12 protein-coding genes are annotated in these 12,280 nt (G+C 73.3%); 5 read left to right on the top strand and 7 right to left on the bottom strand.

Features of this window, described 5'->3' with window-relative positions:
• Nucleotides 1-170: 170 nt before the first annotated feature.
• Nucleotides 171-1,364, bottom strand: coding sequence for a thiolase family protein (locus tag ACZ37P_RS11130; RefSeq protein ID WP_391118904.1), 1,194 nt, complete (start codon nt 1,362-1,364; stop codon nt 171-173).
• A 143-nt stretch (nt 1,365-1,507) separates the two neighbouring features.
• On the bottom strand, nt 1,508-1,954 hold the full coding sequence (locus tag ACZ37P_RS11125) for a MarR family winged helix-turn-helix transcriptional regulator (protein ID WP_467346120.1): 447 nt from the start codon (nt 1,952-1,954) through the stop codon (nt 1,508-1,510).
• An 88-nt stretch (nt 1,955-2,042) separates the two neighbouring features.
• On the opposite strand from ACZ37P_RS11125, the gene ACZ37P_RS11120 reads away from it, so the two are divergent.
• Nucleotides 2,043-2,450, top strand: a complete 408-nt coding sequence (locus tag ACZ37P_RS11120; protein WP_401856520.1) for a VOC family protein — start codon at nt 2,043-2,045, stop codon at nt 2,448-2,450.
• A 150-nt stretch (nt 2,451-2,600) separates the two neighbouring features.
• Here ACZ37P_RS11120 and ACZ37P_RS11115 read toward each other — a convergent pair whose 3' ends face one another.
• Nucleotides 2,601-3,071: an RNA-binding S4 domain-containing protein gene (locus ACZ37P_RS11115; protein ID WP_467346118.1), complete on the bottom strand. Its 471-nt coding sequence runs from the start codon at nt 3,069-3,071 to the stop codon at nt 2,601-2,603.
• A 351-nt stretch (nt 3,072-3,422) separates the two neighbouring features.
• Complete coding sequence (locus tag ACZ37P_RS11110) at nt 3,423-4,178, bottom strand: SDR family NAD(P)-dependent oxidoreductase (protein ID WP_391045812.1); 756 nt, start codon at nt 4,176-4,178, stop codon at nt 3,423-3,425.
• A gap of 207 nt (nt 4,179-4,385) precedes the next feature.
• Here ACZ37P_RS11110 and ACZ37P_RS11105 point away from each other — a divergent pair, with 207 nt between their 5' ends.
• On the top strand, nt 4,386-5,273 hold the full coding sequence (locus ACZ37P_RS11105; RefSeq protein WP_355341738.1) for a LysR family transcriptional regulator: 888 nt from the start codon (nt 4,386-4,388) through the stop codon (nt 5,271-5,273).
• A gap of 52 nt (nt 5,274-5,325) precedes the next feature.
• Here ACZ37P_RS11105 and ACZ37P_RS11100 read toward each other — a convergent pair whose 3' ends face one another.
• The gene (locus ACZ37P_RS11100) at nt 5,326-6,609 is read right to left on the bottom strand and encodes a phosphodiester glycosidase family protein (RefSeq protein WP_467346116.1); all 1,284 of its coding nucleotides are present in this window, start codon (nt 6,607-6,609) and stop codon (nt 5,326-5,328) included.
• A 333-nt stretch (nt 6,610-6,942) separates the two neighbouring features.
• Here ACZ37P_RS11100 and ACZ37P_RS11095 point away from each other — a divergent pair, with 333 nt between their 5' ends.
• The 3 genes from ACZ37P_RS11095 to ACZ37P_RS11085 all read left to right on the top strand — a co-directional run bounded on the left by ACZ37P_RS11095 (nt 6,943) and on the right by ACZ37P_RS11085 (nt 9,597).
• A complete protein-coding gene (locus ACZ37P_RS11095; protein WP_467346114.1) occupies nt 6,943-7,725 on the top strand; it encodes a hypothetical protein in 783 nt (260 codons plus the stop codon).
• 38 nt (nt 7,726-7,763) lie between these two features.
• Nucleotides 7,764-8,771, top strand: coding sequence for a phosphotransferase family protein (locus tag ACZ37P_RS11090; protein WP_467346112.1), 1,008 nt, complete (start codon nt 7,764-7,766; stop codon nt 8,769-8,771).
• Nucleotides 8,772-8,955: 184 nt separating this feature from the next.
• Nucleotides 8,956-9,597, top strand: a complete 642-nt coding sequence (locus ACZ37P_RS11085; protein ID WP_391045822.1) for a hemerythrin domain-containing protein — start codon at nt 8,956-8,958, stop codon at nt 9,595-9,597.
• Nucleotides 9,598-9,673: 76 nt separating this feature from the next.
• On the opposite strand, the gene ACZ37P_RS11080 is transcribed toward ACZ37P_RS11085, so the two are convergent.
• Complete coding sequence (locus ACZ37P_RS11080) at nt 9,674-10,594, bottom strand: zinc-binding dehydrogenase (RefSeq protein WP_467346110.1); 921 nt, start codon at nt 10,592-10,594, stop codon at nt 9,674-9,676.
• Nucleotides 10,595-10,855: 261 nt separating this feature from the next.
• On the bottom strand, nt 10,856-11,857 hold the full coding sequence (locus ACZ37P_RS11075; RefSeq protein ID WP_355341720.1) for a beta-ketoacyl-ACP synthase III: 1,002 nt from the start codon (nt 11,855-11,857) through the stop codon (nt 10,856-10,858).
• Between the last annotated feature and the right edge of the window lie 423 nt (nt 11,858-12,280).

The following is a 12,280-nucleotide window of genomic DNA, read 5'->3' as shown; positions in this document are numbered from 1 at the left end:
GACGGCACCGGGCTTTCGGGTCCGCGGGCGGGTGTCACGGAGGTGGTTCCCGTCACCCTCGCCGCCGTTTCGCCCGGCCGGCGGCACCGTCGCACCGACACGGACCGAGCGCGCGTCCGTCGCGCGTCCGTCACCGCTCAGTCACGGCTCAGTCGCGGCTCAGTCGCGGCTCAGTCGCGGTCGACCAGCACCGCCGTGCCCTGGCCGACCCCGACGCACATGGTGGCCAGGCCCCGGTGGGCGCCGGTGCGGTTCATCCGGTGCAGCAAGGTGGTGAGGATACGGGCGCCCGAGCAGCCGAGCGGGTGGCCGAGGGCGATGGCGCCGCCGTCGGGGTTGACCAGTTCGGGGTCGACGCCGAGTTCGCGCACGGAGGCCAGCGCCTGGGCGGCGAACGCCTCGTTGAACTCGGCCTCCTCGACGCTGTCGACGGTCCTGCCGAGCCGGGCGAGCACGCGCCGGGTCGCCGGGACCGGCCCGACGCCCATGACGTCCGGGTGCACTCCGGCGCTGGCCCCGGCCGCGTACCGGCCGAGGGATTCGAGTCCGAGGTCGCGCAGCGCCTCCTCGCTGACCAGCAGCAGCCCGGCGGCGCCGTCGTTCATCGGCGAGGCGTTGCCCGCGGTGACCGTCCCGGTGCCGTCCTTGCGGAAGACCGGCTTGAGCGCGGCCAGCCGCTCGGCCGTGGTGTCCTCGCGGATGCACTCGTCCCGCGTGACGACCACACCGTCGGGCCGGGTGACGGGCAGGATCTCGGCGTCGAAGAGGCCCTTCTCCCGGGCCGCGGCGGCATTGCGGTGGCTGCGCAGCGCGAAGGCGTCCTGGTCGGCGCGGCTGACGCCGTACCGCGTGGCGACCTCCTCCGCCGTCTCCCCCATCGCCAGCACGCCGTGCAGTTCGCGCATCCGGTCGTTGGTGAGCCGCCAGCCGAGCCGGGTGTCGTACGTCGGCATCGTGTGCGGCAGCGCGTCGTCGGGGCGGGGCAGGACGAAGGGGGCGCGGCTCATCGACTCGGAGCCGCCCGCGACCACGATGTCGGCCTCGCCCGCCGCGATCATGCGGGCGGCGGCGGTGACGGCTTCGAGCCCGGACGCGCAGAGCCGGTTGACGGTGGCGCCGGGCACGCTGTCCGGCAGGCCCGCGAGCAGCACGGCCATCCGCGCCACATTGCGGTTGTCCTCGCCCGACTGATTCGCCGCGCCCCAGTAGACGTCGTCGATCCTGGCGGGGTCGAGCGCGGGCACGCCGTCCAGCAGACCGCGCAGCACGGTCGCCGCCAGGTCGTCGGGGCGGACCGTGGAGAGCGCTCCCCGCAGCTTCCCGATGGGGGTGCGGCGGGCGGCGGCGAAGTGGACAGGTCGCATCGCGTGCTCCTCCTGGCGGGACCCGATGGTGCGGGTCGGGCGGCCCCGGGCGTGGGTACGTACCGCCCCCGTAAACTAGCACCGCAAGTTTACGGGGGCGAGGGCCGCTCCCAGCACACCCCAGCCCCGCCGCTGCCGCGGTCTCACCGTCCCCCGGCGGGCAGCCCGTCGTGCACCCGCAGCAACAGGGCGTGCAATTGGGCCCGTTCGCGCGCGTCGAGCGGGGCGAGCACGTCGTCCTGTACGGCCTCGGCGCGGGCGGTGAGCGCGGCGAGGCGGTCGCGGCCCGCCGGGGTGAGGGCGACGCGGACCCGGCGGCGGTCGGCCGCGTCGCGGGCGCGCTCGACGCAGCCGGACGCGGCCAGTTCGTCGACGACCTTCACCATGTCGCTGGGGTCGACGCCCAGCCGCCCTGCCAGCTCCCGCTGCACCTGCGGGCCGAAGTCGGCGAGCGCGGCGAGCACCGCCATGTGCCACAGCCGCAGACCCTCGTCGGACAGTTCGGCGGCCAGCCTGCCGCGCGCGGCCTTGCCGGTCTTCGACAGCAGATACGTCGTGAGGGCGGCGAGGGTGGGCGGTGTTACGTTCATGGACCTCATTGTAGGCTGATACCAATGATGGGTCAGTACCTATGATCCCGTCACTCATCATCCCGTACGCACCGAGTGAGGTCTCCCGATGGACGCGCTCCACCCGCGCCTGCTCGTCGGCCGGTTCGCCGACACCTTCCGCTTCTACGACGCCGTGCTCCCCGGTCTCGTCGGCGCCGCGCTGACCCGCGGCGGCGAGAGCGGCCCCTACGCGAGCTGGGACGTCGGCGCCGAGGGCGTCCTCTCCCTCTTCGACCGGGCCGCGATGGCCGAGGTGACGGGCGGCACCGACCTGTCCGTCGACCCGCCGCCCGCCCGGGACCGGGCCGTGCTGGTCAGCCGGGTGCCGGACGTCACCGCCGGGTACGAGCTGTGCCTGCGGCACGGCGGACGGCCGGTCGCTCCCCCGGCCGACCGCCCCGAGTGGGGCCCGTCGATGCGGACCGCGCATCTGCGCGACCCGGACGGCAACCTCCTGGAACTCCAGTCGTACTGATCCGGCGTACGGCCGGACCCGCCGGGGTCCTCAGCCGCCCAGCACCGCTCAGTGCGCTCAGACGCTCTGAGCCATCAGCCAGGGTCCGACGCAGGACTCTCGCGGGTCACACGGGCGCCGCTCAGCCGTCCGCGGGACCCCGCCCACTCCTCAGCCGTCCTCGGGACGCCGGGCGCCGCCGCGCGGACGCGGGGTCCCACCGGGCCGGCCGGCGTCGCCGGGCCGCGCGCTGCCGTGCAGCAGCCGTTCCAGCTCGCGCCGGTCGCGCTTGGTCGGCCGTCCGGTGCCGCGGTCGCGGAGGCCCAGCGCCAGGACGTCCTCGCGCGGGGGCGGCGGCGGGCTGTTGTCCACGAAGCACTCGGCCGCCGCGGGCGCGCCGACCCGCTTGCTCAGCACCTTGGAGACGACCACGATCCGCTCGCGGCCCGCGTGGTGCAGCCGTACCTCGTCGCCGACGCGTACGGCCTGGGCGGGCTTCACGCGCTCGCCGTTCACCCGGACGTGTCCGGCCCTGCACGCCGCGGCGGCGATCGAGCGTGTCTTGGTCAGCCGGACGCACCAGATCCAACTGTCCACCCGTACGCTCCCGCCGCCCGCGGGCTTCCCCTCGTCACCAGCCATGCCTCCGAGCCTACGACGTGGCCCGCTCCCGTCACCCCTGGTTTCCCGCTCACCTGGGCGGACGGCTGCGCGTGCGGGGTGCGCGGCGCAGTGTGAGGGTGCTGGTGCTGGTGCGACTACCGTCGGTGAGACCGGTCCCGTGACCGAGGAGGCGGCGCCGCCCGCTCCGAGTTTGCGTCAGCGCAACATCGTGTTCGACACGATCATGCCGGGGATGCTGCCGGCGGCGCTCGACCAGACCATCGTGGGCACGCGGACACCGCCCGCCGCATCCTGGACGGCGCGGACACCCGGCTCGACGCGGCGGGGGCGTCCGCTCGGCCGCGTGACCGCCCGGGCGCGTCCGAGCGGTCAACGGCCCAGCATCGCACCGCCGTTGACGTGCAGGATCTGTCCCGTGGTGTACGCGGCCTCGGGCGCGGCCAGGTGCTTGATCGCGGCGGCGATCTCGCTGGGCCTGCCGGGGTTGCCGGTCAGCGTCTGGGCGACGCGGGAGGCGATGAACCCCGGGGTGCCGCGGTCGCCGAAGAACTCGGTGTCGCCGACGAAGCCGGGCGCCACCGCGTTGACGGTGATGCCGTCCTTGCCGAGCCGCTGGGCGAGTTCGAAGGTGTAGGCGTGCACGGCCGCCTTCGCGCCGCCGTACGAGCCGGGGCCGCGTACCGCCGCGATCGAGGACAGGTGGACGATCCGCCCGCCGGGCCGCCGTACGGACGGCAGCAGCGCCTCGGTGAGCAGGACGGCCGTCAGGACGTTGGCGGCGAAGTTGCGCCGGTAGCCGTCGGCGATGCCCTCCAGGGTGCCGTCGTCGTCGAAGGCGGCGTTGCCGCCCGCGTTGGTGACGATGACGTCCACGGGGCCCTCGGCGGTGATGAACGCGGCTGCCGCGCGCACCTGTTCCGGCTCGGTGAGGTCGGCGGCGAAGAGGTCGACGCGCCCCTTGCCGTACTCCTCGTTCAGCTCCTCGGCGGCGGCGCGCAGGACGCCCTCGCGGCGGCCGAGGACGGTCACCCGGTCGCCGTCGGCGGCGAAGGCCGCCGCGGTGGCCCGTCCGATTCCGGTCCCGCCGCCCGACACCACCACGCGCCGCTGCTGCTGCTCTGCCACGGTCCCCGCTCTCCGCCTCACTCCGAGGCGTTCTTTCACCTGAATAGCAGTCACATACGGGCACGACGCTAGGCAGCGCGGGCGGGCGGTGTCAACCGACTTCCCTGACGGGGGCGGGAGGATCAACTCCACTTCATGGAATGATCGTTAAGTACGATTTAACAGCGCGCTCACACATGCCTCGACGGCACCAGGAAGGGGGCATGCATGGAGCGGTACGAGATGGAGACGTTCCTGACCCTCGCCGAGGAGCTGCACTTCGGGCGGACCGCCATGCGGCTGCGGGTGACCACGGCCCGGGTCAGCCAGGTGATCAGCAAGCTCGAACGCCGTGTCGGGGCACCGCTGTTCGAGCGCACCAGCCGCAGCGTGGTGCTGACCCCGATCGGGCGGCGCCTCCACGACGACCTGCGGCCCGCGTTCGAGCGGCTGGAGGCGGCGCTGGCGACGGCCGTGGCCGAGGGACGCGGGGTGACCGGGCTGCTGCGGGTGGGCTTCGTGGGCGCGGCGGCGAGTCAGCTGCTGGTCAGGGCGACCGAGCGGTTCCGTACCCGGCATCCGGGCTGCGAGGTGGAGATCCGCGAGGTCCAGATGACCGAGGCGCTGGAACGGCTGCGCGCCGACGCGCTGGAGGTGCTGATCGCCTGCCTGCCGCTGTCGGGCCCGGATCTGGCCAACGGTCCCGTGCTGCTGTCGGAGCCGCGCATGCTGGCGGTCCCCGCCACGCATCCGTTCGCCCAGCGCGGCACGGTCTCGGTGGAGGATCTGGCGCGCACCGAGGTGCTGCAAGCGCCGTGCTCGCTGCCCGACTACTGGCGCGAGCCGGGGACGCCGCAGCAGACCCCGGCGGGCCTGGCGATCCCGGTCGGCCGCTCGGCGGCGACCTTCCAGGAGGTGCTGACCCTGGTCGGGGCGGGCCAGGGGGTCTTCCCGGTGGGCGCGCACGCCACCCGGTTCCCCGCCCGCCCCGACGTCGTCTACGTCCCCTTCCACGACACACCGCCGCTGGACTGGGGTCCGGTGTGGCGGGCGTCCCGCGCCACCGCCAGGATCCGCGCCTTCACCGAGGCGGCGGCGGCCGACCAGATGGCGTAGCGCCGTACCCGGCCGCGCGGGCCGTGCCGACGGGCCGCCGCCTTGCGTACGGTCAGCGGGCGTAGACGGCCACGAAGTCGCGGGTGGCCTGGGTGTAGTAGCGGTCCGGCGGGTCCTCGAAGTCGAGGATGTTGGTGGGTTTCGGGTCCGCCGGATTCTTGCCGCTGTCGTAGGACATGAAGGACGGCCACGCGCGGTTCATGTCCAGCGGCATGGCGCGGACCGCCCCGGCGTGCTGCATCAGTTCGGCGAGGGTCCGCGCGGACAGGGCCTGGCCGACCACCATGATGATGTCGCCCTGCGCGGTGATGCCGACGCCCGAGCGCTCGACGAACATCTTGCTCTGGTCGGTGACACCCCACTTGGAGTCGTCGCCGATGTCGGGCACCACCCGGCCGTCGTCGACCATCAGCTCCAGGCACTGGCGTACGCCGACGACGTCCTTGGTCATGTGCACATCGCGGCCCCAGACCCCGATGCGGATCGAGCCGTCCTTGTAGAAGACCTCGGACGCGGTGCCGTCGCGCAGGTCGCCCGCCGTCTGTCCGTTGAGGTAGAAGCCGCCGCGCGAGCCGCCGTCGGTGACCCGGAAGCCGCCGTTCCAGGTGGCGACCAGACCGGTGCGCTGTCCCTTGGGGATGTTGGGCGGTACGGAGAAGGTGCCGCCGGGCTCGCGGAATCCGGGGTGGAGCTGGAAGCGCGCGTGCTTGCCGCTGATCCAGGCGACGGCCGCCTCGTACGAGGTGTGGTCGCCGTCCGGCCTGACGTACGTCCCCTGGACGATCGGCTGGCCGTGGGCGCTGGACAGGGTGCGGAAGACGCCCTCGCCCGGCAGGCCGGGGGTGACCAGCGGGCGCATCGGGGCGCGCAGCGGGATGACCGGCGCCGCGGGGGCCGCGGGCGCTCCCTCCGGCGCGGTGCCCGCGGCGGTGGTGGCGGGCGCGGTGGCCTTCATCCGGGCCAGCGCGTCGGCCGACAGCGAGCCGCCGACCTTCGGCGGGTTCATCTTGTACTGGACGTCCTCCAGCTTGTTGACCACGAAGCCCAGCTCGTGGTCGCGGGCCCACTCGGCGAGCCTGGCCACGTTGCTGTCCTTGCCGGGGTAGGTCAGCGCCTGGCCGACCGACCAGCCCACGGTGCCGACGCACACCACGCAGACGCCGAGCGCGCCGCGGGTGACCAGCCGGCGGCGGCGGAGCTGCGTCGGGGTCAGATCCCGTTTGTGCTTCCACGGCAGCAGTCGTCTGCGGCGCGTGCGTCCGCCGCCGTCCGCCGCTTCCGCGGAGTCGGCGCCGTCGCGCGGTTCCGCGATCCGGCCGCCCGTCTGCTGGGTCATGACGCTCCTCGCCCTCGCTCCTACCGCCCCTGTCGCCTGCGCGACCCGGGGAGACCTTTAAGCATATTTTCAGATGCTATGACCGTTCTGCGACCAGCCCAATCGCGGCACGCCCGGAACCACCCGACCGCCGGACCCTTCTGACGGCCGATCAGCGGTGCGGGGGTCCTGAAGGCGGGCGCGTACTCCACCGGGAGCAGCGCGACCGCCTCCCGCGCGACGACGCGGCGCGCACCGCCCGCCGCCTACCGTGAGCGCGTCCCGGCCGCGCCGCGTCCGGGACTCCCCGGCCGGGAGCGCCGCCGGGGCCCCCTCGGTCAGGAGTCCCGCGCCATGTCCGCCACGGCAGCAGCAGTCGTCCCGCCGCCCGCCCGCCTCCCCGCACGCGGCGCCGAGCGGGCGGCGTACGCGGTCGGCGCCGCGCTCATCGTGTCGGGCCTGTTCCACCTGGGGGTCTTCGCGGTGGACGGCGGGCCGTGGGACGGCCCGGTCTCCTGGCGCAAGCCCTTCACCTTCGGGGTGTCCTTCGGCCTGACCCTGATCGCGCTCGCCCGGGTGACCTCGTACGTGCGGATCGGCGAGCGGACCCGCTCCACACTGCTCGCCCTCTTCGCGGCCGACTGCGTCCTGGAGGTCGCGGGGATCACCGTGCAGGCGTGGCGGCACGTGCCCTCGCACTTCAACGTGGAGACGCCGGTGAACGCCGCCGTCGCCATGTCGCTGGCCGTCGGCGGCGCGCTGCTCGTCGTGGTCCTCACCGCCTTCGCGGTCGCCGCCTTCCGCGCCCGGCCCGCCGGACCCGCCGGAATGCCGCTCGCGCTGCGCGCCGGATTCGCGCTGCTGCTGGTCGGCCTGCTCTCGGGCGCCGCGATGATCGCCCGCGGGGTCGTCGACACCAGGACCGGCGACCAGCAGGCCGCGTACCACTCGACCGGCGCCTTGAAGCCGCTGCACGCAGTGAGCCTGCACGCGGTCCTCGTACTCCCCGCGCTTGCCTGGCTGTTGGCCCGTACGCCCTGGTCGGAGTCCGTCCGGCGGCGGATCGTGCTCGCCGCCGTGTGGGCCTACGCGGCCGCCGCCGTGGGCGCGCTCGGCTGGGGACTGGCGACCGCGTAGGGTTCGGCCCCACGGAAGGCGACCACGGGGAGGGGCGGATGGCACCGCTGACGCGGGACGACACGGTGGCCGGAGCGCTGGAGCGCGCCGGAATCCCGGCGGCCGGGATCGCCGGACACGCGCCGCTCCAGGGCGGCACGTACAACGCGATGCACCGCGTCGAACTCACCGACGGCGCCGTCCTCGTGCTCAAGATCCCGCCGCCGTCGCGGGTCCCGAAGCTCGGCTACGAACGCGAACTGCTGCGCGGCGAGGCCCGGTTCTACGAGGGCGCCGCCACGGCGGGGGTGCCCGCGCCGCGCGTGGTGCACGCCGAGTACGACGACGGGAGCGAACAGGCCGCTCCCTTCCTGCTGATGACGCACTGCCCCGGTGTCACCTGGTCGGCGGCGGGAGAGGCCGCGGAGGGCGTCGGCGAGGCCGAGAGCGCGCGGCTGTGGCGGGAGACCGGCGGTCTGCTGGCCCGGCTGCACTCGGTGCGCGGACCGGCCTTCGGCTACCCGGCGCAGACCCTCGCCCCGCTCGACTCCCGCTGGCGGCCCGCCTTCACGGCCATGACCGACGCCGTCCTGGCCGACGCGGAGCGGTACGGACCCTGGCTGCCGCTGCCGGTCGCCGAGATCCGCGCCGCGCTGGCGACGGCGGCGCCCGTGCTCGACGAGGTCACCGAGCCCGCGCTGGTCCACTTCGACCTGTGGCCGGGCAACATCCTGCTCCACGGTCCCGCGGGCGCCCGTACGGTCAGCGGTCTCATCGACGGCGAGCGGATGTTCTGGGGCGACCCGCTGGCGGACTTCGCGTCGCTGTCGATCGGGCGCGACGACATCGAGCGCGACTCCGCCTTCCTCGCCGGATACGGCGCGGGCGGCGGGCGTACGGACTTCGACGCGGCGGCCCGGCGGCGGATCGCGCTGTACCGCTGCTACCTCTTCCTGATCATGCTCGTCGAAGTGGTGCCGCGAGGGACCGGGGGCGAGCATCTGGCGTGGGTGAGGCAGTACACGGGACCGCGGCTGGAGGCGGCGCTGCGGACCGCGGCGGGGTGACGTGCCGGGCCCCGCGACTTGGGGCCGCGGCCGAAGTCGGCCTCCTTATCGCGGGGTTCGCCCCGATCGGCGCGGAAGTCGCCGCCGCTGCGGGCCTCGGGGTTCCTGAGGAGGAAGCACCGTGACAGGCGTCGGTGCCACCATCTGACCACGTACCCGCGCACGCACTCATCAGGAGGCACGCATGAGTACCTACACCCCGTCGGATGCGCAGTCCCGGCTCGACTTCACCATGATGTACGCGGTGCACGACGCCTTCCGGCGCGACATCGGCAGGCTGGTCACGGCCGCCGACCACAAGGCCGGGAGTCCGCGGGCCTTCAAAGAGGGCTGGAAGAACTTCACTTACTACTTGGACATCCACCACACCGCCGAGGACACCACCTTGTGGCCCGCCATGCGCGGGCGGATCGGAAGCGACCCCGAGCGGGTCGCGCTGCTGGACGCGATGGAGGCCGAGCACGCGGTGCTCGATCCGCTGATCGCGGCGGTCGATGCGCGGCTCACGGCGGGTGACACGGCCGGGTTGAGCCAGGACGTGGAGCGGCTGCGGGAGGCGCTGACGGCGCACTTCGACCACGAGGAGGACGCGGGGCTGCCGCTGGTGGGGGCCGTGGTGACCGCCAAGCAGTGGGACGCCTTCGGGGCGGAACAGCGCAGGCAGGTGGGGACGAAGGGGGCGGCGACGTTCTTCCCCTGGCTCCTGGACTCGGCGCCGGCCGCGACCGAGCAGAAGGTGCTGGCGCTCGTTCCGCCGCCGGTCCGCTTCCTCTTCCGCAAGACCTGGCGGCCCCGCTACGAGAAGCAGTCCCCCTGGGCCAAGTAGCCCCTGCCGCTGACGCGTTCACCGCGCGGAGGTCGCACGATCCCTCCGCGCGGTGAACATCCGGGAGCTGCCCGGGTCAAAGGGCCAGCACCACCTTGCCGTTGACCTGACGGCGGTCCAGACACCGCAGCGCGGGCGTCGGATCGGTCCATGAGCCGACCAGGGCGACCTGGGGGTCCAGCCGGTCCTCGGTGACGAGTTGGAGCAGGAAGGCCAGGTCGTGGCCGACGTCGTGGCGGGTGATCTCGTCGAAGAGGAAGACGTAGTGGAGGCTGACACCGGGCCGGGCGCGTCCCCAGTCGCGGGGAAGGCGTAACTCGGCCCGCGCGGTGTTGCCGTAGACGACCACGCTGCCGCCGGGGGCGACGGACTCGAAGGCCCGGGTCAGGACGGAGCCGCCGCAACTGTCGAGCAGGATGTCGACGGGCACGCCGGGGTCGGTGCCGTAGGTCGCGACGACATCGGCTCCGAGGGCGGCGAGACCGGTCGCGCGGTCCGGGGAGCCGACCCAGGCGATCACGTGGGCGCCCGCGGCGGCGGCGAGCTGGACGGCGGCCCGGCCGACTCCCCCGCCCGCGCCGGTGATCAGTACGGTGCGGCCGATCAGACGGCCGGCCCGCTGGAGGGCGTAGAGAGCGGTGAGGCCCGCGACGGGAAGGGCCGCCGCGGCGGCCCAGTCGACGGCGTCGGGCAGCCGGGCGAGCCTGCGGGTGTCGAGGGCGACGCGCTCCGCCCAGCCGTCGCGGTCGGCGAGGCCGACGACGCGGGTGCCCGCGGCGGGGCCCGATCCGTCGGCCGCCGGGCGCAGTACGGTGCCCGCGACGTCCCAGCCGATCCGGGAGCCGGGGGGCAGCTCGTCGAGCACGGACAGCTCGCCGCGGTTGACGGCCACCGCGCTGACCGCGATCAGGGCCTGTCCGGGCAGCGGTTCCGGCTCGTCGACCGGGTCGAGCCGGAGTCGGCCGTCCGCGTTGTCCGTTGTGACCAGGGCTTTCATCAGCTACCCGCCTTCTTCGTCACACGTCACCAGTGGGGAGAGGGAGAGCGGTGCGCGCCCGGTCGCGCGAGATTCCGGGCGGGTCCCGTTCTCCTCCTGGTACGTAGAGTCATTAACTCCGGCAGCTGTGACGGCCGATGATCGTTCATTTCGGAACGGCGGGTGTCGCGGGCGGAAAAGGCGCCGGCCGCCGCCCCTGTGTGCCGGGGCGGCGGCCGGTGCCAAGTGGTCGCGCTGCGCGCTGTGCTGGAGTGCGGTGGGTCAGGGCAGGGTGGCGACCACCGCGGCGTAGGACAGGCCGGAGCCGTACCCGAGCAGCAGTGCGGTGTCGCCGGAGTTGGCCTCGCCGGAGGCGAGCACCGCTTCCATGGCCTGCGGGATGGACGCACCTGAGGTGTTGCCGTTGGTCACGATGTCCTTGGCGACGGTGACTTCGGGCGGCAGGCCGATGGACTTGGCCATGCTGTCGATGATGCGCTCGTTCGCCTGGTGCGGGATGAACGTGTCGAGGTCGGCCGGGCCGACGCCCGCCACGTCCAGCGCCTGCTTGGCCACCTTGGCCATCTCGTAGACCGCCCAGCGGAAGACCCGCTGCCCGTCCTGGCGCAGTGCGGGGAACGCGTGGCCGGGGTCGTCCTTGAGCACGTCCCAGGGTGCCGTCTGCTCGATCGCGTCGGCCTGCGAGCCGTCCGCGCCCCAGACCACCGGGCCGATGCCCGGTGTGTCCGACGGGCCGATTACGACGGCCCCCGCGCCGTCGCCGAAGATGAATGCCGTCGAACGGTCGCTGAGGTCGAGCAGATCGGTCATCCGCTCCACGCCGACGACCAGGACGTGGCCGCCTCTGGCGCGCACGGCGTCGGAGGCGAGCACCACGCCGTGGACGAATCCGGCGCAGCCCGCGGTGATGTCGAAGGCCGCGGCCTCGGTGGCGCCGATCCGGTGGGCGATCTCCGTGGCGACCGCGGGTGTCTGCATGAGGTGGGTGAAGGTGGCGGCGATCACGCAGGTGATGCGGTCCGGGGTGAGCCCGGCTGCCGCGATGGCCTTGCTGGCGGCCTGCTCCGCCATCACGCCCAGGGTTTCGTCGGGACCGGCCCAGCGGCGGGTCACGATGCCGGTTCTGGAGCGGATCCATTCGTCCGAGGAGTCGATGTATCGACATACTTCGGCGTTGTCGACGACCGACCGGGGGCGATACGCGCCGACACCGAGAATTCGGGTGTGCCGTGCGCCGTCGGGCACGGCGATCTCAGCTTTCATGGGAGCCTTTCAGGCCATCGGCCATGGATGGGGGTCAGACCTTGCATCAGGCAGTGACCCATCGTCCTCGACGTGGTGTACGTCGCTCAACGCAGGGTCGCCATACGAATGATCCCGCGATTCAGCAGGAAAGAAGACCAATCCTTCCTCCACGCCGAGAGGTGGCCTGGAATCGACGCAGGTATGGCACACCTGTCCGAGACCAACCGCCCCGACCTGCGGCTTCTCCGTCCGAGCCCGCTTCGGCGCCGTCACTCGCACGGCCGGATCACCCCCCTTGCGGCGCGTCCTGCGGATCTAATCCCGTACGGTAAACGGCAAAAGGCGCACAGTGGTTCCGCCGAAAGGGCAATTGACATCAATGCGATAACGTGAAGCGCCGGAGTCGGCTCCGGGAACACACGATATTCGTTACCGATCAGT

The sequence above is a fragment of the Streptomyces sp. NPDC024632 genome, assembly GCF_055559175.1.
This window is presented reverse-complemented; position numbering and strand designations above follow the sequence as displayed.